At 65.9% G+C, this 22,113-nt stretch carries 18 protein-coding genes and 1 tRNA gene; 5 read left to right on the plus strand and 14 right to left on the minus strand.

Features of this window, described 5'->3' with window-relative positions; all coding sequences use genetic code 11:
• Nucleotides 1–2 precede the first annotated feature (2 nt).
• The 5 genes from VIF40_RS06870 to VIF40_RS06890 all read right to left on the minus strand — a co-directional run bounded on the left by VIF40_RS06870 (nucleotide 3) and on the right by VIF40_RS06890 (nucleotide 5,090).
• Nucleotides 3–2,501 (minus strand): TonB-dependent receptor, encoded by a 2,499-nt coding sequence (locus tag VIF40_RS06870; protein WP_331936783.1) that lies wholly within the window; start codon nucleotides 2,499–2,501, stop codon nucleotides 3–5.
• Nucleotides 2,502–2,667: 166 nt separating this feature from the next.
• A complete protein-coding gene (locus VIF40_RS06875; RefSeq protein ID WP_331936784.1) occupies nucleotides 2,668–3,615 on the minus strand; it encodes a FecR family protein in 948 nt (315 codons plus the stop codon).
• Nucleotides 3,616–3,708: 93 nt separating this feature from the next.
• Nucleotides 3,709–4,209: an RNA polymerase sigma factor gene (locus tag VIF40_RS06880; protein WP_331936785.1), complete on the minus strand. Its 501-nt coding sequence runs from the start codon at nucleotides 4,207–4,209 to the stop codon at nucleotides 3,709–3,711.
• A 101-nt stretch (nucleotides 4,210–4,310) separates the two neighbouring features.
• Nucleotides 4,311–4,685 (minus strand): DUF2946 family protein, encoded by a 375-nt coding sequence (locus VIF40_RS06885; protein WP_331936786.1) that lies wholly within the window; start codon nucleotides 4,683–4,685, stop codon nucleotides 4,311–4,313.
• Between the two features lie 331 nt (nucleotides 4,686–5,016).
• Nucleotides 5,017–5,090, minus strand: a tRNA-Gln gene (locus tag VIF40_RS06890).
• Between the two features lie 248 nt (nucleotides 5,091–5,338).
• On the opposite strand from VIF40_RS06890, the gene VIF40_RS06895 reads away from it, so the two are divergent.
• Entirely contained in the window at nucleotides 5,339–6,532 is a 1,194-nt protein-coding gene (locus VIF40_RS06895) for a Ppx/GppA phosphatase family protein (RefSeq protein WP_331936787.1), read from the plus strand.
• A gap of 30 nt (nucleotides 6,533–6,562) precedes the next feature.
• On the opposite strand, the gene VIF40_RS06900 is transcribed toward VIF40_RS06895, so the two are convergent.
• The 3 genes from VIF40_RS06900 to VIF40_RS06910 all read right to left on the minus strand — a co-directional run bounded on the left by VIF40_RS06900 (nucleotide 6,563) and on the right by VIF40_RS06910 (nucleotide 11,995).
• Complete coding sequence (locus VIF40_RS06900) at nucleotides 6,563–8,233, minus strand: porin (protein WP_331936788.1); 1,671 nt, start codon at nucleotides 8,231–8,233, stop codon at nucleotides 6,563–6,565.
• Nucleotides 8,234–8,474: 241 nt separating this feature from the next.
• Entirely contained in the window at nucleotides 8,475–10,124 is a 1,650-nt protein-coding gene (locus tag VIF40_RS06905; RefSeq protein WP_331936789.1) for an OprO/OprP family phosphate-selective porin, read from the minus strand.
• Nucleotides 10,125–10,333: 209 nt separating this feature from the next.
• Nucleotides 10,334–11,995 carry an OprO/OprP family phosphate-selective porin gene (locus tag VIF40_RS06910; protein ID WP_331936790.1) on the minus strand — a complete coding sequence of 554 codons (1,662 nt, stop codon included), beginning with the start codon at nucleotides 11,993–11,995 and terminating at the stop codon, nucleotides 10,334–10,336.
• 561 nt (nucleotides 11,996–12,556) lie between these two features.
• Here VIF40_RS06910 and VIF40_RS06915 point away from each other — a divergent pair.
• The 3 genes from VIF40_RS06915 to VIF40_RS06925 all read left to right on the plus strand — a co-directional run bounded on the left by VIF40_RS06915 (nucleotide 12,557) and on the right by VIF40_RS06925 (nucleotide 16,400).
• Nucleotides 12,557–14,215: an OprO/OprP family phosphate-selective porin gene (locus VIF40_RS06915; protein ID WP_331936791.1), complete on the plus strand. Its 1,659-nt coding sequence runs from the start codon at nucleotides 12,557–12,559 to the stop codon at nucleotides 14,213–14,215.
• A 150-nt stretch (nucleotides 14,216–14,365) separates the two neighbouring features.
• Complete coding sequence (locus VIF40_RS06920; RefSeq protein ID WP_331936792.1) at nucleotides 14,366–16,027, plus strand: OprO/OprP family phosphate-selective porin; 1,662 nt, start codon at nucleotides 14,366–14,368, stop codon at nucleotides 16,025–16,027.
• 145 nt (nucleotides 16,028–16,172) lie between these two features.
• A complete protein-coding gene (locus tag VIF40_RS06925; protein ID WP_331936793.1) occupies nucleotides 16,173–16,400 on the plus strand; it encodes a DUF2093 domain-containing protein in 228 nt (75 codons plus the stop codon).
• Between the two features lie 35 nt (nucleotides 16,401–16,435).
• Here the strand turns inward: VIF40_RS06925 and lpxK are convergent, their stop codons facing one another.
• The 4 genes from lpxK to VIF40_RS06945 form a co-directional block, all read right to left on the minus strand.
• Nucleotides 16,436–17,425 (minus strand): tetraacyldisaccharide 4'-kinase, encoded by a 990-nt coding sequence (lpxK, locus tag VIF40_RS06930; protein WP_331936794.1) that lies wholly within the window; start codon nucleotides 17,423–17,425, stop codon nucleotides 16,436–16,438.
• A gap of 21 nt (nucleotides 17,426–17,446) precedes the next feature.
• A complete protein-coding gene (locus VIF40_RS06935; protein WP_331936795.1) occupies nucleotides 17,447–18,724 on the minus strand; it encodes a 3-deoxy-D-manno-octulosonic acid transferase in 1,278 nt (425 codons plus the stop codon).
• Nucleotides 18,725–18,877: 153 nt separating this feature from the next.
• Nucleotides 18,878–19,129: a DUF4170 domain-containing protein gene (locus tag VIF40_RS06940; protein ID WP_331936796.1), complete on the minus strand. Its 252-nt coding sequence runs from the start codon at nucleotides 19,127–19,129 to the stop codon at nucleotides 18,878–18,880.
• Nucleotides 19,126–19,944 carry a 3'(2'),5'-bisphosphate nucleotidase CysQ gene (locus VIF40_RS06945; RefSeq protein ID WP_331936797.1) on the minus strand — a complete coding sequence of 273 codons (819 nt, stop codon included), beginning with the start codon at nucleotides 19,942–19,944 and terminating at the stop codon, nucleotides 19,126–19,128. Before VIF40_RS06945 ends, VIF40_RS06940 begins: the two co-directional genes overlap by 4 nt.
• 240 nt (nucleotides 19,945–20,184) lie before the next feature.
• On the opposite strand from VIF40_RS06945, the gene VIF40_RS06950 reads away from it, so the two are divergent.
• Entirely contained in the window at nucleotides 20,185–20,718 is a 534-nt protein-coding gene (locus VIF40_RS06950; protein ID WP_331936798.1) for a DUF6101 family protein, read from the plus strand.
• Here VIF40_RS06950 and ubiA read toward each other — a convergent pair.
• A complete protein-coding gene (gene ubiA / locus VIF40_RS06955) occupies nucleotides 20,709–21,692 on the minus strand; it encodes a 4-hydroxybenzoate octaprenyltransferase (RefSeq protein WP_414684763.1) in 984 nt (327 codons plus the stop codon). The two genes, VIF40_RS06950 and ubiA, sit on opposite strands and share 10 nt — an antisense overlap.
• Entirely contained in the window at nucleotides 21,689–22,105 is a 417-nt protein-coding gene (locus VIF40_RS06960) for a hypothetical protein (protein ID WP_331936799.1), read from the minus strand. Before VIF40_RS06960 ends, ubiA begins: the two co-directional genes overlap by 4 nt.
• Nucleotides 22,106–22,113: the final 8 nt, after the last annotated feature.

The following is a 22,113-nucleotide window of genomic DNA, read 5'->3' on the forward strand; positions in this document are numbered from 1 at the left end:
CGTCAGAACTCCACGCGCAGCGAGCCGAGGAAAGTGCGCGGCGCGCCGGTCATGATCGTGTAACGGCCGCTGGCGGCCGGGTAATAGATCGTGTCGGTGATGTTTTTCACATTCAGCTGGCCAGTGACCGTGAAGCCGGCTATCTCGGTGCGATAGGCGATCATGCCGTTGAGCAGCGCATAGCTCGGCAGCACATAAGTGTTGGCCGTGTCGCCGAAGGAGCTGTCATAGACGGAGACGCCGGCTCCGAGGCTGAGACCCTTCAGCGCGCCGTCGGCCTCGTATTTCACCCATAGATTGCCGTAATTTCTCGGGCTGGCGGCCAGTTTCGAGCCGGCGACGGCGAGCTGCGTCGTCGCCAGAGTGAGCGGATTGTATGAGCTCGCGCCTTGGACGGTGCGAACGTCATCATGCGTGTAATTGGCGATAACGCTCCAATTGTCGTCGATGCTGCCCGTGAGGTCGAATTCGAATCCTTGGCTGCGCGCCTTGCCGATCAGCAGCGTATTATTGGCGTTGAGCGGGTCCGCATAGGCAATGTTGGACTTGAAGATATCGAAATAGGCCATTGTGAGCGTGAGGCGCCTGTCGAGAAGCTCCGCTTTCACGCCGCCTTCGAATTGCTCGCCTTTTTGTGGAGCGAGCGGAATGAGCAGCGTCGTCGTGCCATTGTTGGCGCCGAAGGATTGGGTGAAATTGCCATAGAGCGACAGCCAGGGCAGCGGCTGAAACACGACGCCGACGCGTGGGCTGAACGCTTGTGTGTAATTGGTCACATAGCTCGCGAGCGCGGCGGCGGACGATGTCGAGACCTTGCTCGCGCCCGTCTCCGCCCAATCATAGCGCCCGCCGAATAGCACATGGATCCTATCGTCCAGGAACGAAATCTGATCCTGTCCGTAGATGCCCGTCCATTTCTGGCCGATCGTCCCATAGCCTAGGCTCTTGTAGACGTTGTCGAACTGCCGGGGGTTGGGGGCGTAGACGTTGATCGCGCTGATCAGTGGCTGATAGTAACTGTAGACAGGAAGATAATGGCCGAAATAATCAAATCCGAGCAAGATCGAATGATCTAACGGCCCGGTCGCGAATTTCCCTTTCAGATCGAGATTGGTCGCAAAAGTATTATCCGTATAGCCAGGCAGCACGACCATGGCCCGGCTCAACACTCCGGTCGCTTGATTGAAGCCGAGGCCGATGGAATTCTCGGTCCGGCTGCCAACGCTGTAATAGCTGAGCCGATTTGTGAGGCTCCAGCCGGGAAGGAAGTCGTATGTCCAATCATAGGCGATGCGCTTCTTGTCGAAATGATTGGGCGCAGCGGTCGTGACCGCCGCCGCCGACAAATATCGGCTTCGCGGAAGAGATGCCGGGCGGTCGCCGACCACGACCGACAAGGGCTCGTCCTCGACCCAGGTCCGGTTCTGATATTCGAAATCGACGTTCATCCGGAACTGTTCGATCGGATGAAAGGCGAGCGTCGGTGCGACGAATATATTTTCATAGCTGACGAAATCACGAAAAGAGTCGGCGCGGTAGTATTCGCCGTTGAAGCGATAGAGCACGGATTTGTCTTGCGTCACAGGACCGGTCGCGTCGATCGTCGTGCGCGTCAGCCCGTAGGAGCCGGCTTTTTCCTCGATCGAATAATAGGGCGTCTCCAAAGGACGCTTCACCACCAAATTGATGATGCCGCCGGGCTCGCCGCGGCCGAACAGCATCGCCGCCGGCCCTTTCAATACTTCGATCGATTGGAGGTTCGCAGTGTCCAGAGCGCGAAGGCGATACTCCATCAGGCCGTTCTTATAGACGTTTCCGACCGTGTTGAAGAAGCCGCGAACCTTGAACGTCTCGAAGCCGCCATTGCCGCTCAGCGTCACGCCGCTGACATTGGCGAGCAGCGCGTCATTGACGCTGATCGCCTGCTGATCGTCCATCGTCTGGCGCGTCACTACCTCGATGGCGATCGGCGTCTTCAACAGCGGCGTGTCGGTCTTCAGCGTCGCCGGCGCGCTCGAGGCGTTATAGCCCGTATAGCGATCGCCCGGTCCCGGCGCTGCGCGGCGGCGCGCGCCGTCGCGGCGCCCATTGGTCTGAGCGCCTATGTCGATCGCCGGCAGCGGCGTCGCGCCGCTGGCGTCGCTCTGCGTCCCATTGTCGTTCTGCGCCAGCACGATAGACACCGCCTGCCCATCGCGCGAGAATTCATAAGTGAGGCCGGTTCCCGCCAGCAGCGCGCCGAGAGCCTCCCGCACGGAATATTTGCCGGACAGCCCCGGCGTCATGCGCCCATGCGTGAGCCGCGCGTCATAGAGGACGTGCAGGTCGTTCTCGTCGGCGATGACATTCAGCGCCGACGCCACCGAGCCTGCGGGAATGCGGTAGGTCTGGATCGCGCCGGAGCGCTCCTGCGGGGCGATCGCCGCCTCGGCCGGAGAATCCGAGACTCCCGCTCCTGTCATCAAGGCGCCGAACGCCGCCGCCGCGACCGCCGAACTCATCTTCGCTCTTCCCCGCCGCTCGCCGCGCGCCGACTTCCTCGCCATGTCTCCGCATCCCTCTCGATTCGTCCGCCGGGGCGTTGCGAGCCCCCTGTCTTGCTGGACGCGGTCGATGCGAAAAACGAAACCTCGCGGAGCAAAATTTTTCTCGGAGAGGCGGAGCGCCTCAGCCGTGAAGCAGGATCAGATAGTCGGTGACATGGATCGCGCGCAGGCCGAGAAAGGCCTCGATCTCGCGCAGCGCCTGGGCCGGATTCTCGGCGTCGAAGACGCCGGTCACGCGCCGCGAGCAGCGCGCGTCGCCGATGCAATAGACATAGCCGCGCCGGTGTCGTCCGAGCGCGGCGAGCACTTCGCCGAGCGGCCGGTTCTCGAAGATCAGCCTGCCGCGCCGCCAGGCGGTGGCGCGCTTGACGTCGACAGGTTCCGGCGGCCGCGCCGCGCGCTCGGCGCCGAAGCCGCTCTGCGCGCCTTCCTCGACGATCACCATGCCGCCGCCGCTCGTCACCTCGACGTGATGCTCGGTGACGGTGACGCGCGCCTCGCCCTTGTCGATGGCGACGTCGAACGCCGTGCCGAGCGCGGTCACCGCGCCGCCCGCCGCCTCGACGACGAAAGGCCGCGCGGCGTCGGGCGCGACTTGGAACCAGGCCTCGCCCTCGAGCAGCGTCAGCCGCCGTCGGCCGGGCTCGAAATGCAGGGCTATCGCCGAGCGCGCGTCGAGCTCGACGCGCGAGCCGTCTTCCAGCGTCACGCTCTTGCGATCGCCGACGCCGGCATAGATGTCGGAGCGCAGCCAGGCGCCGAGGTCGTCGAAGCCGATGGCGACGACGAGCCCGATGGCGGCGGCGATCGTCGCCGCGCCGGCCAGCAGCGGACGCCTCGACGCAGGACGGCGGCGCTCCGCCGGCCGGTTGGGCGCGAGGCTCTCCACGAAGCCGCACATTTCGGCCATGTCGTCGAAGGCTGCGGCATTGGCGGGGTCGGCCGTTCGCCACGCCTCGAACGCGGCCGTCTCGCTCGCCGAAAGCGCGCCCGCCCGCATGCGTATCCACCAGTCGACGGCGGCGACGCGCGGGCTGTCGTGATCGAAACCGTCGCTATAGTCAGTCATTCGTCACGGCCATCGATCGGCGCGGCTCCTCGGCCGGCTGCTGCTTCATAGGACGCGCCGCAGCCGAAAATGAAACGGGGGGCGAGAAAAAAATCAATCGAGCGACGCCCGGCAGCGCAGCAGCGCGAGGCGCAGGTGGCGGCGCGCCATCGTCTCGGAAATGCCGAGCCGCCGCGCCGCCTCGCTCAAGGACGCGCCCTCGTGCATGACGAGCAGGCAGACCTCCCGACACCGCGGCGGCAGCGCCTCGATCGTCTCCAGCACGATGCGGGTCTTGCGGCCGTGATCGAGGGCCTCTTCCGGCGTGGCCTCCTGCGAGGGTGTCTGCTCTGGCGGATCGCCGAAGTCGAGATAGCGGGTCTCGGTCTTGCGCCGGCGCGCGAAGTCCCTGCTGAGATTGACGGCGATCTGCTTCAGAAAGGCGGTCGAATCGGCGACGGTCTCGAAGCGGTCGTGGCGCAGCGCGCGCACGAAGGTCTCCTGCAGCAGATCGGAGGCCTCCTCGCGTCCCACCCGACGCGTCAGAAACGTGAGCAGGCCGCGCTTGTTGCGAAGGAAAAGCTCGCGGAACGACAAGAATTTGATGTCCGACATGCGCGGCGTCCGATGCGTGCGGAAAGGGTAGGGCGGAAGGAGCGCGGCGTTGCGCGATCGCGCCGCGAAATGCGCGCTGCGAGATCGGGAGACCGGCGCGGTCAGGCGCGAATCGGCGGCGCCCGCGACGACCACGAGCTGGTCCAGCCAGAGGGAAAGGGAGCGGGCGGCGTCGCGCGCCGCGGCTCGGACGCGGCCAGCGACCCAAAGGCGAGCGTGTCGGCCCGCGGCGATGGAGCGAGGGCGGCTTTCGCCGCGGAGCCGTCGCAGCCGGCCGGGCAGATGTCGCAATGATGGCGATGGTCCGCCGGCGTCGGATCGCCGTCATGCGCGGCTCCTCCGCAGAATGCGGCGAGGAGCGAGGCTCCGCCGTCTGCTTGCGCGAGATCGGCGCGTCCAGGGGCGGAGAGGAGAATGGCGAGCGCCTGAACGAGAAAAAGCGCGACGATCCCCTTCGAAAGGAGCGCGCGCGCCATCCGCCGAAATCGGGGCAGGAGCTTTGCCATGACGGAAAAGGTCCATGATCGGCGAAGGCGCGTCAAGGGCCGGCCCGCATCCGTCTCCCTTCACAGCGAAACGCCGCGACCTCGGATGAACAGGCGGGGCATTTTTATAAGGGACGACCCGCGTCGAAGCGCAGCGCGAGAACCGATGAACGCGCCAAATCCTCGATGATCGAAAGCCGCGCTAGATTTAGCGCACGGAGAGCCTCCGCAGATCAGGAAAGCGCGTTCGAGCTCGGTCGCGATCGCCGCAACGTCAAATCCGCGGTCCAGCCGCAGGGCTAAAACTCATTGTGAAATCAATTGGCTGGGGGACCTGGATTCGAACCAAGATTAACGGAGTCAGAGTCCGCTGTTCTACCGTTGAACTATCCCCCAACGGCGCGCGTGAAGCGGCGCGTCGCGCTGATCTAAAGAGAGGGCTCGCCTCTGTCAACATGATCGCGGCGCTTCGAGCCCGCCCGGCGGCCTCTCTCCACAATGTCGCGCTCACGTTTCCGAAAACGCGCTCCTTGGCATTCCCGCCGGCCTTGCTACACTTCCCGCGATCGGCCATGAGAGTCGCCGTTAGAGACAAAGACCGGCGGCGCGGCGGCGCCATGACAAAAGGCCGGTCGGGAGGCGGGTTGAAAAAGCCGGAACATTGGGGCGCAGGCCTTGGAGGCGCAGGTCTCGGGGGCGCAGGCCACGAGGGCGCAGGTCTGGGCGGCGGCGAGGCGCCGCGCGCGGGCGTCGGGACGCGCGTATCCGACGACGGACCGGGCGATCCCGCCCGCGCGGGCGCCGGCGGCGCGCCGAATGCGCAGAGCGACCGCGGCCTCCCGCTCGAGCGGCGCGACGAGCATGTCTATGCCGCGCTCGATCTCGGCACCAATAATTGCCGGCTGCTGATCGCGCGGCCCGAGCAGCGCTCCCGGCGCAAGACCGATATGCTGCGCATCGTCGACGCCTTCTCGCGCATCGTGCGGCTCGGCGAGGGCATGGGCAATTCGCATCGCATCTGCGAGCCGGCGATCGAGCGCACGCTCGACGCCCTCGACATCTGCCGCGAGAAAATGAGCGCGCGCGGCGTCTCCCGCGCGCGGCTCATCGCCACCCAGGCCTGCCGCGCCGCCGAGAACGGCGCCGAATTCGTCGAGCGCGTGCGCGAGCGCACCGGCCTGCTGCTCGAGGTGATCGACCGCGAGACCGAGGCGCGCCTCGCCGCCCGCGGCTGCGGCTCGCTCGCCGATCCCCGCGCGGCGAGCATATTGCTCTTCGACATTGGCGGCGGCTCCACCGAGCTCGTCTGGCTCACCCGCGACGCCAGCGGCTGCGAATTGCGCCATTGGACCTCGCTCGAGCTCGGCGTGGTCTCGCTCGCCGAGCAATTCGGCGGCAGGAGCGTGAGCCCGGCCATCTATCAGGCGATGACCGCGCGCGCGCTCGAGGGGCTCGCCTCCTTCGCCGAGCGCACGGCGGCCGAGCGGCGCTGCGAGCGGTTCCATCTGCTCGGCACCTCCGGCACGGTGACGACGCTCGCCGGCGTGCATCTCGGCCTCGAGCGCTACGATCGTTGGCGCGTCGACGGCCTCTGGCTCTCCGACGAGGACGCCACGCGCGCGATCGATTCGCTGCGCGCGATGGATTTCGATCAGCGCGCCGCCAATGGCTGCATCGGCCCGCAGCGCGCCGATCTCGTGCTCGCCGGCTGCGCGATTTTCGAGGCCATTCGCAGCGTCTTTCCGGCCTCCCGCACGCGCATCGCCGATCGCGGCCTGCGCGAGGGCATGCTGCTCGAGATGATGGAGGCGGACGGCGTCTTCGCGCGTGAGAGCTGACGGCGTCTTCGCGCGCGAGGGCTGAAGGCGTCAGAACGAGCGCTGGAGGCGCAGCCGGCCCTCGACCGTGGCGTTGGCGCCCTTGAAGGACGGCAGGCCGACCGACCAGAGCGCAATGTCCGGCGCGAGCCCCACCGGCCGGCTGTGGTGATTGTCGCGCAGATACATCAGCTCGCCGCCGAGGTCGAAATTCTTGATCGGCGTCCAGACGAGATTGGAGCCCACCCGATATTCGGTCGTATTGACCGCGCCGACGCCGCCGCCGAAATCCGCTATGGCGTTGCGGCTGTAGTAGAGCTCCATCAAGGAGCCGTAGACGCCGGAGGAGAGCGTCGGCGTCCAATAATGCTTGAAGGCCGCCAGCGCCACCCAGCCCTGCGACTTGTCGCAATGGGCGGCGGCGGTCCAAATGCAGTCGAAGCTCAGGAACTCCCAGCCATTGCTGGCTTTGACGCCGCCATTGCCATAGCCGTAGAAGGCGTTGCCGTTCACGGGGCCGCCGTTGAAGCTCAGATTATTGCCCATCAGATAGCCGACCGCGCCGCGGGCGTAGGTCCCCTGCACCCAGAATTTGTCGCCCTCGGCGAAAATATCCGGGGCCAGCTTGTCGAGATTGAACTGCCAGCCGATCTGAGCGGCATAGCCATAGTCTTCTTGCGAGGCGGCGGGGATGGCGGTGCCGAGCGGCAGGCCGCTGACGGGCGTCGCCACCGTGGCGTTGCGCGCATAGGTGGAGGTGCGCAGCCGATGCGCCGCGCCGGAGATTTGCATGGCGCCCCAGGGCTGATCGATGCGGAAGGCGGTGACGATCTCGGGGATTTGCACGCCGTCCGGCACGCCGGTGAAGCGCGTGCCCCAGGCCGCGGCGGCGGCGTCCGCGGCCGCGCCGGTGAGGCCGTAGACCGCCGCCACGTAATTATAGCCGCCGATCGTCGAGCCGATGAAGCCGCGCCGCGAGGCATTGTCCTCCAGCGAAAAGCTGAGAGAGACGCCGTCACGGAAACTATAGGTGTAGGCCAGCGCGCCGACAGTGGCGTTGGAGCCGCGCAACGCCTCCCAATCGATGATGTCCGTGTAGAAATCGAAGAAGGACTGCACGCGGCCGGCGGTCAGGCCGCCGAATTGCACGAAGGCCTTGTTGAGGATCGTCGTCTCGCGCGCCGTCGTGCGGAACACATTGCCGTTGGAGAAATTGGCGGCGCCGAAATATTGCGAGCCGCTGATCGAGCCGGTCGCCGCGCTGCTGTTCGAGCCGAACTGGGATTCGAGCCGCACGAAAGCGCGCATCGTGCCGTAATCGGTCGGCGCGCGCGCATCCATCTCCAGCCGGCCGATGCCGACGAAGCCGCTATTGTCGCCGCTGCGCGCATTGGCATAGCCGAGATTGGGGACATGGCCCGGTATGCCCAGCGGATTTGTGTTGATGCTGGGGCCGAAGGAGAAAGGATTGTCGGTCGCGATGATGTTGCGCGACATGCGATAAGAGCTGCTCCACGACCGCCATTCGGCGACCGCTGCGCCGCCGATGCGCAGGCAAGTGTTGTTGCCGGGAATGTAGAAGAAGGCCGATCCATATTGATCGCAGATGCGCACATATTCCACCGGCGCCGCCTGTCGCTTCGGGAGCTCTTCGGCGCGCCCCGCGCTTATGCTGTGCGTGACAGCGGCAATGACGATAGAAATGCGGGTTATAGAAGCCATGCTCAGAATCCGTCGAAGCAACGATCAATCGAGTTACGTATTTACGCTTAGGTAAATGGATCGATTACCGACGCTTCGCCGAATCGGCGGCAGAAACTTCTTAAGTTATTATTGTATTTCCCGCGCGACGCAAATGGCCGCCGCCGGATCGAGGCGCATGAACAGGCGACGGCCGCCCTTTCGAAAGGCGGCCGCGAGTTTTTCGAGCGTTCTGTAAATCACTGTGACCAGAAGGTCCTTCTCACCAGAAGACCTGCGCTCTGGCGAGGAAGAGGCTGGGATGCTCGCCGTTGAGATAGGGGCGATCGGAAGGCGCGATCAGCGTCAGCGTCTTGGTCCAATTGGCCTGGAAGCGCACGCCTTTGACCGGATACCAGTTCAGCGCGACGGTGAGATTGTCCTGGCGGCCGCCGAGCGTCGCCGTGCTGGCGATCGCCTTTTGCGCGGCGTTGCCGGCCACGCCCGCCGCATAGACGAAATTGCCGTCGACGAGGCCGCCATTGTTCAGATTGATCTCGCTGTAGCGCGCCGCCAGCTCGAAGGCGCCATAGCCGCCCTTGTTCAGCGGGTTCTTGATCTGAACGTCGCCGAAGCTGCCGGGCGTGTTGAAATCCTTGTCATAGCCCTTGTAGGAGGCCGCGCGGGATTCGCCGGTCAGGAACACGGAGCCGAAGACATAATAGCCGCTGTAGCGCAGGCTGTTTCCGCCGCCATTGCCGTAGATGAGCGCATTGGTGACGTCGCGCTCATATTGGGCGGCGATATATTCGGCCTGCAAAGAGACCGGGCCATAGGCGGCGGCGGCTTCGAATCCGTAATTATAGGAATATTTCAGGCAGCTCGAGCGCCGCGCGAATGGCGCGCTGAGCAGGCCGACGCCGGTGGTCGCTATGTTGAGGCTGGCCGCCGAGGCGCCGCAGGAGAGGTCCTGCGCCGCGGAGACGCGGGTCAGAGCGCCGCCGCCGCCGAGCACGTCGGTCTCCTCGCGCTCGGGGGATTGGCCGGGGCGCAGATTGGCGGCGTCGGTGGCCGCGGTGGTGTTGTTGGGCTTGTGATATTTGAAGGAGGCGCCGAGATGGAGGAGCTTGTCTTCTTCCACGATCGGCGCATAGACGCCGCGCACCGCCGCATCCCAATATTGCGATTCGCCCGTGGGCGGCGCGGTCGCCGTATCCTGCGGGCTGGTCGAGAAGACGCCGGCCTTGACGCTCCACTGCTTGTCGCCGACGGCGACGGCCGCGCCGATATGACGGCTCGGCGAGAGGACGGACGGCAGCGAGCGCTCGATGAAGGTGAAATATTTGGACGATTCCGTCGATTCCAGGCTGAAGGGCTCGCGGAAATTGCCGATCTGAACGGTCACCGGCTGCGCGCTGATCTCCGGCGGCAGGAATTTATCGCGATAGGCGAAATAGAAATCGCGAATGCCGGCGACGCCCGCGCCGGTGAAATCATATTGTACTTTATAGAACCAGTTTTTATAGGCCTTGCCCTCGATCTCGAGACGAGCGCGGCGGAAGCCGACATTGGAGCGGGAGATGGTGTCGGCGGAGGAGGCGAAGCCGCCATCGATCTGAAGTTGCCCGCCGACCTTGAAACTGAAGTCCTGATCTTCGGTCTCGACGAAGAGGCCGTTGCGGAAGGAGACGAAGACCGGCGGCGGCGCGTTCGTCGTCGGGGCCGCCTTCGTGTCGAGCGCGTTCTTGACCTGTGTGGTGGACTTGGCCTGCTCGGCGAGTCGCGTCTCGAGCCGCTTCAAATGCGCCTTGAGCGCTTTGATCTCGCTCGCCGTATCCGCCAGAGCGGCTGCCGGAAGTCCGAGAGTCGCCGCGAAGGCGGCGAGAGCGACGCCGCCCGAGAGCCGCCGCAGTGTCCGTCCGTGCCCGTGCATCAGTGTCTCCATGAGTCCCTAAGTACTATATCTTATCCATGGACTATAGATGCTGACTAGGCTGATTGCTGGCGGGCGACAATTTTCGGCGGCGGCCGTGGCGGAAATGTCACGTCGTAAAGATTAGTTTCATAACGAAAAAAGCCGCCCGGAGGGGCGGCTTCTTCATGTTTCGACGTCTCGCCGGGCCGAGGGCCCAGCGTCTTCGCTCACCAGAAAACCTGGGCGCGAGCGAGGAAGGTGCTGGGATGTTGGCCGTTGAGATAGGGCTTGTCGGACGGAGCGACGAGCGTCATGGCGCGCGTCCAATTGGCCTGGAAGCGAACGCCCTTCACCGGATACCAGTTCAGAGCGAGCGTGAGGTTCTCCTCGCGGCCGCCGAGCGTCGCCGTGCTGGCGAGCGCCTTATCGGCGGCGCCGCCGGCCACCGCCGCCCAATAGGCGTAGGGACCGCTGACGAGACCGCCATTATTGAGGTTCAGCTCGCTATAGCGCGCAGCGAACTCCCAGGCGCCGAGGCCGCCCTTGCTGAGCGGGTTGAGAATCACGATGTCGCTGAACGTGCCGGGCGTGTTCCAGTCCTTGTCGTAGCCCTTATAGGAGGCCGCGCGGGACTCGCCGGTCAGGAACACCGAGCCCTGGACATAATAGCCGCTGTAGTTGAGGCTGGAGCCGCCATTGTTGCCGAGGGCCAAGGCCGTTCCCGCATCACGCTCGTAATGAGCGCCGGAATATTCGCCCTGCAACGAGACGGGGCCGTAGCTGGCCGCCACTTCGAAGTTATAGTTGAAGCTGTATTTCAGACAGCTGTTCTGCAGATAGCCGGGCGTCCACAGCAGGGCGGCGCCGGCCGCCGATTTGAAGACCGGGCTGCAGGTCAGCGCCTGAGCCGAGGGGACGACGACATAGCGATTGTTGAGAATATCGCTCTCGTCGCGCGAGCCGGTGCCCGGCAGCAGATTGTTCGGGTCCTGAGCGGCGGTCGAGTCGTTCGGCTTGTGGAACATGAACGAGCCGCCGAAATGGAGCAGCTTGTCCTCCTCGACGATCGGCGCATAGGTGACGCGCGTCGTCAGATCCCAATATTGATGGCCGGTGACGGCGGGAGCCTGAGCGGAGTCCTGACCGAAGCTGGTCGAGAACACGCCGGCCTGCACGCTCCACTGCTTGTCGCCGAGGCCGATCTTGGCGCCGACGTGACGGTCCGGAGCCAGGGCGCCGGGAAGCGCGCGCTCGATGAAGGTGATGTGCTTGGACGAGTTCAGCGTCTCCATGCTGAACGGCTCGTACTGGCTGCCGACCTGGAAGGTGACCGGCTGCTTGGTGATGGACTCCGGCAGCAGCCTGTCGCGATAGGCGACGAAGGCGTCGCGAATGCCGGTCACGCCCGTGCCGGTGAAGTCATATTGGAACTTGTAATACCAGTTCTTATAGGCCTTGCCCTCGACCTCGAGGCGGGCGCGGCGGAAGCCGACGTTGCTGCGGGCGCCGGAGGCGGAGGGGTAGCTGGTGAAGCCGCCGTCGGCCTGGATGCGGCCGCCGATCTTGAAGTCGAAGCTCTTGTCCTCGGTCTCGACATAGAGGCCGTTCTTGAAGCTGATGAACACCGGCGGCGGAGCGTTGCCGCCCGGCGCGCTCTTGGCCGAGTTCAGCGCGTTCTTGACCTGATGAGTCGCCTTGGCCTGCTCGTCGAGCTTGTGCTCGAGCCGCTTCAGCTCGGCCTTGAGCGCCTTGATCTCGCTCGACGTGTCGGCGACAGCCGCCGTGGGCGCGCCGAACGCGCCGAGGAGGGCGATGGCGGCCACGCCTCCCAGCAGCTTCGAAGGCGTCGCGCCCTTCGCGATCGTCTGGACGTTCGGTTGTCGTGTCATGTCAGCCTCTAGCCTTGTTTTGCTTACCGCTATGGCAGCGCTAGAGGCGTTTTGTGACACAATCATCACAAAAGCCCGGGCCGGCGAATTGTGACGGCGGTTTCAACGTAAGGTGTGACCGAAATGCCACGCGAGCGCGGCGTGGCCGCCGCTGTCGGCCCTGGCCGGGAGCCGGGGAGCCGTACGGTCGTTCCGGCTCACGACGCTCGCGTCGACGAATCGTGGCGAATCGGCAACACTTACGTGAAAATCCTTAATCAAGGCCGATTCCGGCCTTGCGCAAATGGCCGATCGAAATGTAAGACAATTACATGTGATGTATCCAAAGAACATTTCGCCAGCCGAGGCTCGTCAAGCGAGCGGAGTTGGCGATAATTTGGGCGTCATCTGTCGATTAGTAGGCAAATGGCGTAATTGTCGAGCGTTTCGCGTGTCCGCTTCGGAACCGGGAGACTTGTCGTCGATGCAGGTTATTCATTCAGCCGAATGAAACCCCGCTCGACGGAGAGAAAATCCGACCCGTTCACGCGCAACGTCGAACACCGAGCGCAGGGGGCTTTGATGGAAGAACTGAAAATCCGGTCGAAAGTGGCGCGACGGCGCTCGGGCAGCGTCTCGCTCGTCGCTTTTTGCGGGCTGCTGGGCGTCCCGGCCGCGGCTCTGGCCGACACGGCGAGCGACATCAAGGCGCTGAAGGCCGAGCTGAAGCGGCTCGAGGCCAAGGTCGCCGATCAGGCCAAGACCAATGTCCAGGTCAAGAATGCGCTGAACTCCGCCAAGACGCTGCCCGGGCTCGTCGCCCCGCCGCCGGTGTTCGTCAGCTTCAAGAACGGCCTCTTCGTCGAGACCGAGGACAAGGCGTTCAACTTCAAGCTCGGCGGCCGCATCCAGGCCGACGGCGGCTTCGCCAGCTCCGCCGACACCATGTCGCGCTCCAACGTCGGCTTCCGCCGCGCGCAGATCTGGGTCGAAGGCAAGGCCTATAAGAACTGGTTCTATCGGTTCCAATACGACTTCACCAACACAGGCGTGGCGGGCATACGCGACGCCTTCATGGCCTATCGCCAGAAGCTGTTGCCGGAGGCGATCACCAAGGAGCCGGTCACTTTCCAGGTCGGCAATTTCTTCGAGCCCTTCAGCATGGAGACGACCAGCTCGACGAGCAACATCACCTTCCTCGAGCGCGCCATGCCGACCGTCCTCGCGCCGAGCCGCCATACCGGCGCGGCCGTGGGCATCGGCGACAAGCTGTGGTCGGTCAAGACCGGCATCTTCTCCACCTCGCCGCAGGACACGGCCACCGCTCCGCCCACCGGCGGCGCGCAATATTGGGACGTGGCGGTTCGCGGCACCTATGCGCCGATTCAGGAAGAGGACAAGCTGCTGCATGTCGGCTCGTCCTTCCGCTATCACAAGCCGAACGATTCGACGGCCGCCACCGACGCCGCCTTCTTGCGGCCTGGCGCGGGCACCGAGCGCGAAGAGGCGGATGTTCTGGGCGGCAGCGGAACCTGGAGCCGCGTCTCGTCGGCGCAGGATATGACTTGCGCGGCCTCCGGCAGCTTGGCGACGACCGCGACCGGCCTCGGTCTCCTGTCCGCGCCCTTCGTCATGAAGAATGGCTGCTTGAAATACGCCTATAGCTACGGCTTCGAAGCCGCGGCCGCCTACGGCCCCTTCTCGCTGCAGGGCGAATATATCGCGACGCGCTACGAGCGTGATCCGCTCAACGCTCTGCTGCTCGGCAATAATGGCGGATCGAGCCTCCAGGCCAGCGGCTATTATGTTCAGGGCTCTTACTTCCTGACCGGCGAGTCGAAGGCGGAAGTCTATAACGGCTACGACAAGAACTGGAGCTCGCCCGGCACCTTCGGCGCGATCAAGATCAAGAACCCCGTCAACAAGGGCGGCTGGGGCGCTTGGGAGATCGCCGCGCGCTTCAGCGAGCTCAATCTCAATAATGGCGGCCTCGTCGACGGCAATTTCGTCTATGCGGCGACGGTGGCCGGTTCGGCGGCCCAGAAGGCGCTCGCCAATACGGCGACGCTCGGCGGCCGCCAAGAAAATCTGACGATCGGTCTGAACTGGTATCCGGTCAACGGCTTCCGCCTCCAGGCCAATTGGACGCGCGTGATGACGATGGTCGCGGCTTCCGATCGTCCCTATCTCAACGGCGAGCATCCGAGCCTCTTCCTGGCTCGCGCCAACGTCTTCTGGTGAGACGCGGCTCGCTCTGACCCGCTCGCGATTTGACGATGAATGGCCGTCCTTCGGGGCGGCCATTCGTATTTTCAGCGTCCGATCGCGTCACGTGAGCCTCGCGCGAGCCTGCCGTGCTTAGAAGCCGGTTCGGCTATCGGGAGGGCGCTCATGTTCGGCGAAGGGGAATCTCGTGGATGGCGCAACGGCGTCGCCATAGCGGCTCTCGCGGCGGCGGCGCTGGGCGCGCCCGGCCTCGCTCTGGCCGATACGGCCAGCGAGATAAAAGCGCTGAAAGCCCAGCTGAAGCGGCTCGAGACCAAGCTCGACGCCCAGTCCAAGGCGACGCATGAGGCGACGAAGCATCTCGATTCGACGAAATCGGCGCCGGCCGCGAGCGCTCCGCCGCCGGTCTTCGTCAGCTTCAAGAACGGTCTCTATGTCGAGAGCGAGGACAAGAGCTTCGACTTCAAGATCGGCGGCCGCATCCATGCGGATGGCGGCTTCGCCAGCTCCGCCGACACCATAAGGCGCAGCAACGCCGGCTTTCGCCGCGCCGAGCTGGAGGTCGCCGGCCGCGCTTACGGCAATTGGATCTATCGCTTCCAATATGATTTCGCCACGGCCGCCGGCGGCGTCGTCGGCATTCGCGACGCCTATCTCGCCTATCGCGCCAAATTCCTGCCCGAGTGGATCAGCGCGCAGCCGGTCTCCCTACAGATCGGCAATTTCCACGAGCCCTTCGGCCGCGAGGTTCTCGACGGCGACAAGCATATGACCTTCATGGAGCGCAGCCTCACCGCCAATCTCGGCCCGGCCCGCCACATAGGCGCAGCCATCGGCGTCGGCGACGCGAGCTGGGCGTTGAAGGGCGGCATTTTCTCGACCAGCCCGCAGGATGCGGCGAGCGCTCCGCCGGTCGGGGGCGCGCAATATTGGGACGCCTCGGCGCGCGCCGTCTATACGCCCATCCACCAGGAGGACGCGCTGCTCCATCTCGGCGCCGCCTTCGTCTATCACCGGCCCAATAGCGCGACCGGCGCCACAGATGCGACCAATCTCACCCCCGGCGCCTCCGCATTCGAGCGCGAGCTCACCGGAATTCTCGGCGCGGGCGGCGCGACGGCGCGCGTGCCGGCGGCCCAGGATCTCTCTTGCGCCGCCTCGGCCGCGTCGCTCAATGTCGTGACGACCGGCGCCGGCCAGCTCGTCGCGCCTTTCGTGCAGCGGCCGAGCTGCCTGAAATATTCGTATAATTACGGCTTCGAGGCCGCCGCCGCCCTCGGCCCGGTCTCGGTCGAGGCGGAATATGTCGGCGCGCAATATGAGCGGGACGCGCTGCTCGCCTTTCTCTACGCCAATGGCGGCGGATCGCGGCTGCATTACAGCGCCTATCATGTCGCCGCCTCGCTGTTCCTCACCGGCGAATCGCGCGCCGCCTCCTATGACGGCTATGACAAGAATTGGAGCTCGCCCGGCACCTACAGCGATGTGAAGATCAAAAATCCGCTGGGCAAGGGCGGCTATGGCGCCGTCGAGGTCGCCGCGCGCTATGAGGGGATCGATCTGAACAATGGCGGCCTCGTCCCGGCGAGCTTCGTCTATCTGGCGACGGCGGCGGGCTCGGCCGCGCAAAAGGCGATCGCCAATACGGCGACGCTCGGCGGCCGGCAGGAGAATGTGACCGTGGCGCTGAACTGGTATCCGGTCCGCGGCGTGCGTCTCCAGGCCAATTGGACGCGCGCGATGACGCTGATCGCGCCCTCCGATCGCGCTTTTCTCAATGGCGATCATCCGAGCCTTTTCCTCGCCCGGGCGCAGGTTTTCTGGTGAGGTCGGAGCCGCCGTGCGGACGAAAGCTCGGCCGGACATGTGCGATTCGGCTTGCCAATTGCGTCTCTCCTATTGAAAATCCGGCATGACCTCGTTTATTTCGTCGGTACGCCGCTTAACCGAGCGCGCGAGACGCAGGATTCGTATGAACCGGTTCGAACGACAGCCGCAGGCCGCGGTGGAGGCCGAGGTCGAATATCGCGACGGCGACTTCCGCATTCGCCGCCCGGGCGCCTATGTGCGCTGCGCAGTGACCGGAGAGCCCATCCCGCTGGAAGAGCTCCGCTATTGGAACGTCGACCTGCAAGAGGCCTATTCGAGCACCGACGCCAAGCTCGCGCGCATCGGCGTGAGCTTCCCGAAGAAATCCTGAGCGAAGCCCTCGCCTGCCGCTGACCGCTTCCAGGCTCACGACGCTCGGGTGAGGGCGCGGCGCAGAAGCGCGTGGAGCCTCTCGTCTTCGGCGAAGTGGAGGCCGATCGGCAGAACGGCGATTCGCGCGGCCCTGTCGGGGCAAAGACCCGCCGCATCTTTTTCGGTCGTGACCAGAGTCGCGTCGAGGCGTTCGGCCTCGCGCTCGAGCGCCGCGAGGTCGCGCGTCGTATAGCGGCGATGATCGGCGAAGCTTTTTCGGCCGACAATCTCGACGCCCATCGCCTCGAGCGTCGCGAAAAATTTCTCCGGCCGCGCAATGCCCGCAAAGGCGAGCGCCCGCCGGCCCGCGAGTGGGCAGGGGAGGGCGGCGACGTCGGCGCGGAGAACGGGCTTTCCCGCCGCGCTCGCGCGCTCGGCGACCGCCTCTCCGGCCGCGCCCTCGCCGATGAGGACGAGCGCGTCCACAGCCTCGATCTGGCGTCGCAAAGGCGCGCGCAGCGGGCCGGCGGGCGGGCAGAGCCCATTGCCGGCGCCATAGCCGCCATCGACGACGAGCAGCGCGAGATCGGGCTCGAGCCGCCGGCTCTGTAGGCCATCGTCGAGAATGAGCGCCGTCGCGCCGAGATCGCTTGCGAGCCGCGCGCTTTCCGCGCGATCGATCCCGACGATGGTCGGCGCGCGGCGCGCCAGCAGCAGCGCTTCGTCCCCGGTCTCGAGAACCGTATGGATTTGCGCATCGACGCGGAAGGAGGGGCGCCGCATCGCGCGCCGGCCATGGCCGCGGGTGAGAAAGAAAGGCCGCTCGCCCATTTCCGCGAGCAGGGCGGCGATGGCGAGGGCGGTCGGCGTCTTGCCGTCGCCTCCGAGGGTCGGGCCGCCGATCACGATCGCCGGCCGATCGGCGCGCGCGCCCGGCTTCGACATTCGCGCGGAGGCGGCGCCTCCATAGAGCGCGCCCAGCGGCGCCAGCGCCCGCGCCATCGGCGAGGCCGGCGCGCGTCGCCAGAACTCAGGCGCGCGCATCGTCGACGCGGCGCCGCGCGCTCATCTCTGCTCCAGCGCCGATTGCGCGAGATAGGGCTCGATCGCCGCCATAATGCTCTGCGAGGCGCCGCCGAGCTTCTTGACCACCTCGGCTCCGGCGCGGCCCATCTTGCGCATGCGGGACGGATCGGAGAGCAGAAATTGCAGCGCCCGCGCCAGCGAATCGGCGTCGGTCACGCGGGCGGCGGCGCGGGCGGCGGCGAGCTCGGCGTAGATGTCGGCGAAATTCTCGACATGCGGGCCATGCAGAATCGCGCAGCCGAGCTTGGCCGGCTCGATCGGATTATGGCCGCCCTCGGCGGTGAGCGATTTGCCGGTGAACACCACGCTGACCGCGCGCAGAAACAGGCCGAGCTCGCCGATCGTGTCGGCGACATAGATCTGCACGCCGCGGCGCGGCTCGCCATCCTGCGAGCGCAATCCGACGGAGAGCCCTTTGGCGCGCGCCAGAGCGGCGATCTCGGCGCCGCGCTCGGGCTTGCGCGGGACGATGATGGTCAGCAGCGAAGGAACCTCGGCGGCGAGCGCGAGATGCGCCTCTATGGCGATCTCCTCCTCGCCCGCATGGGTGGAGATCGCCGCCCACACCGGCCGGGCGCCGATCGCGCCGTTGAGCTCGGCGAGCTTGCCGGCGCCGACCGGCGGCGGCGGCACGTCGAATTTCAGATTGCCGCAGACGCGCACGCGCGGCGCGCCGAGGCCGAGATAGCGCGCCGCGCTCTCGGCGTTCTGCGCGAGGCAGAGGTCGATCTCGCCGAACAATATGCGCGCGCCGCCGGGCAGGCGCCGCCAGCGCGCGGCGGAGCGGCGTGAAATGGTGGCGTTGACCAGAATGAGCGGCAGCCGGCGCGCATGGATCGCGCGGACCATATTGGGCCACAGCTCCGACTCGGCGAAAAGCACGATGTCCGGGCGCCAATGCTCGAGGAATTGCTCGACGAATTGCGGCGCGTCGAGCGGCAGGAATTGATGCGCCGCGCCGGCCGGAAGCCGCGCCCGCATCACTTTGGCGGAAGACACCGTGCCGGTGGTGACGAGAACCTCGACGCCGCGCTGGATGAAGCGCTCGACCAGCGGCAGCAGCGCGAGGCTCTCGCCGAGGCTCGCGCCATGCAGCCAGACGAGCCGGCCGGCGGGACGCGTGAGGCCGGGAACGCCCATGCGTTCGCCGATCCGCTCGCGATCTTCCTTGCCCTGTCTCGCGCGCCAGCCCAGCACTGCGCCGGCGAGAGGCGCCAAACCGATGGTCAGCAACCGATAAATCGTCAAGACCGGCATCGACGCCCCGGTGAAACTCGCCAATATCGCGGCGGCCGATCCACGGCGCGCCGCCTGGGCCGGCGCTCGCTCCGGCCTCGAATGAACGCTCGGATCGCGGCGCGCCGGCCCGTGGGGCCGACGATCCGCCGCGCCGATCTCTAGGATATTAGCTCAATTTGCGTCGGGATCGAGGAGGCTGTGCAGCTGCACGACGAAATAGCGCATATGGGCGTTGTCGACCGTCGCATGCGCTTTCGCCTTCCAGGCGGCGAGCGCGGCTTCATTGTCGGGATAGATGCCGACAATGTCGATTTTCGACGGATCGCGGAAGGCGACGCCTTGGAGGTCGATGAGCTCGCCTCCGAAAACCAGATGCAGCGCCTGCTTCGGCGCGCCGCCGTCCTGTGTAGTCGCTTCGCTCATATGACGCCCTTCGAAACGGCTCGCGCCAGCGCGAGACTCTCCGGAAAGATTGCTTGTGGCGCGGCGATCAGCATGTCGCGCCGCAGTGTCGGACGATTGTAGCGCAAGGGAACGCCCTCGAGCTCGGACAAAACGCCGCCCGCCTCGGTGAGTATCACATCGGCCGCGGCGATGTCCCAGTCTTTCGAATCGGCGGAGGCGATGGTCAGATCATTGCGGCCGGAGGCGACGTCGGCGACGCGCAGAGCGAGCGAGGGCGTGCGGTCCTGAATGTCGAATTTATAGTCCGAGCCGGCGAAGCGGGCGGCGAGGCCGCGCGGCGCCTCGAGCCGCGCGCCGGTCAGAACGGCGCGCTCGGCGACGCGGATCGATGCGCCATTGAGCGCCGCGCCATGGCCGGCCGCCGCGGCGAAGGTCCATTCGAGCGCCGGCGCATGAATGACGCCGAGCGCCGGCCGTCCGCGGTCGATCAGCGCGATGGAAACCGCCCAGCGCGCGTCGCCGCGCAAAAAGGCCTGCGTCCCGTCGATGGGGTCGACGACGAGGAGCCGCGCGCGCGAGAGGCGCTGCTGATTGTCGGCGGTCTCCTCGGAGAGCCAGCCGGCGTCCGGGAACAGCGCGAGCGCGGTCTCCTGCAGAAAGCGGTCGACGGCCATATCGGCCTCGGTCACCGGCGAGCCGCCCTCTTTATAGAAGACGGCCGCGCTCGTTTTCTCGCCCGGCCGGAAAAAGGCCATGGCGATCTCGCCCGCTCGCCGCGCGACGGCTTCGAGCAACGGCAGCTGAGCCGCGAGGTCGGTTCGAATGTCGGCCATCGGGACAGTGGTTAAGCGAGCCCGGCCCGCCCCGCAAGGCGCCTTTTTTCGGCGAATTGCCTCGAATTTCTACGATCGCGTTTGCTCACTGCTAACCCAAAGCTGTCGAATCGTTCGAAAAGGCAATGGTTTACAGGGGATTCACCAGCCTTGTTAGCGTGCTTTGGCCGAGCCGACGCTCAACATGGGCTCATGAAACGAGACACCAAACGCGAAGAGCATTTTTCGGGGAGCGAGCGCATGTTCGAGACCGCCGCCATGGCAGAAACGCAGCTTCAATTCGCCGTCCAGCGCGATCGGCGCGCCGATGGCGGTCAGCGCCAGGTGCGTCTCGACCGCCGCGACATTCTGATCTCGCGGCGCCTGGGCGGAATGTCCATGCTGATCAGCGTGCCGGTGCGCGCCTATCGCGGCGTCGCGCTGGATGTCGAGCCGAGCGTCGACGGCGGCGCGTCCTACCGCCTGTCGCTCGCCCATGATGATCCCGATCTCGACATCGTCCTCACCGAGACGGCGGATGGCGGCGCGATCTCGGCGGACTGGAAATATTGGGCGTCCTATCTCGATCTGCCGCGCCTCGCCGCGCGCGACGGGGCTTTCGAGACGGTCGACCCGCGGCTCGGCGGCGTCGCGCTGCGCGAGACGATCGCCCGCCGCAAGAACACGACGGTCGCCCTGCGCCGTCCGCGCTTCTGCGCGCGCCGCAAAGAGGGAAGCGACGCGCTGATGGAGACGGTCCACCGCGAGGAGCGCGAGATCGTCTGCTACGAATAGGCGCGGATCGCGGCCTGCGCCGCGAGGCCGGCGAAGAGCACCAGGCCGGCGTCGCGATTGGAGCGGAACAATCTCAGCGCGACCTCGGGCGAGGCGGCGTCGCTGGTACGATAGACCTGCCAGGCGAGATGCGCCGCATAGGCGGCGAGGCCGATCTGCGCGGCTCCTCCGACATCGGCCGAAAGCAGCGCGAATTCGGCGAAAACGACCGAAGCCAGATAGAGCGCGCCGACGGCGAGGCGCACATGCGCGCCGAACAGCAGCGCGGTCGAGCGCACCCCGGCGATGGCGTCGTCGCGCTTGTCCTGCAGCGCATAGATCGTGTCGAAGCCGATCGTCCACAGAATCGCCGAGGCGTAGAGGAAGATCGCCGGCCATTCGAGCCTGCCGGTCAGCGCCGTCCAGCCGAGCAGCGCGCCATAGGCGAAGGCGAGCCCCAGAATCGCCTGCGGCCAGGAGGTGAAGCGCTTGGCGAAGGGATAGATCAGCACGATCAGCGGCGACGCGAGGCCGAGCGCGATGGTGACGCCGTTGAAGGACAGAAGAACGCCGAGGCCGACGAGACATTGCAGCACGAGAAAGACGATCGCCGCGCGCAAGGAGACGCGTCCGCTGGCGAGCGGGCGAAGCCGCGTGCGCTCCACCTTTGCGTCGATGTCGCGGTCGACGATGTCATTATAAGTGGAGCCGGCGCCGCGCATGGAGACCGCGCCGATGAAGAACAGCAGCAGATGCAGGAGATGCGGCGGAGCGCCCAGCGCCGCCGAGGCCAGCGCGCCGCCCTGCCAGCAGGGAAGCAGCAGCAGCCACCAGCCGATTGGCCGATCGAGGCGGGCGAGCTGCACATAGGGGCGAAGCGGCTCGGGAGCGAGGCGCCAGAGCGGATGGTCGGCGACGGCGTCAGGCAGTCGCGCCCCGTCCGATCGCTCTCCTTCCGATCGCTCGCCGTCCCGAGGCCGTTCCGCAGCGCTCACAGCGGCCCGGCAGGGAGCTTTTGCGCTTGCGGGCCGATTCCGGCGGCCTGCTCTTCCTGCATTTTCTTCGCTTTGGCGGCGACGGCGCAGGCCTGGGCGGCGAAAGTCTGGGTCTTGCCGCGCGCCTGCTTGAAGCCGTCGACCATATTGTCGGGAATGTTGCACCATTCCTTGTTCTTATCGATATAGGCGGCCATCTCGGTCTCGATGGAGACGAGCTTGCGCGCCACCGGACAGGCCGCGACCGGGTCCATCTTGCCCTTGGACGCCTTGCCGATGTTGTTCAGCGTCTGGATCTGGGACATGCGTCGCTGCGAGAGCTTCTGGAAGTCCTCCTGGCAGGACTGGGCGACGGCCGTCTCGGCCCCCGCTAGCGCGAGAAGAGCTCCCAAAATCGGCGCGCCGACGCTCATGCGCGCAA

This window comes from Methylosinus sp. (genome assembly GCF_036560965.1).
Lineage (GTDB): Bacteria > Pseudomonadota > Alphaproteobacteria > Rhizobiales > Beijerinckiaceae > Methylosinus.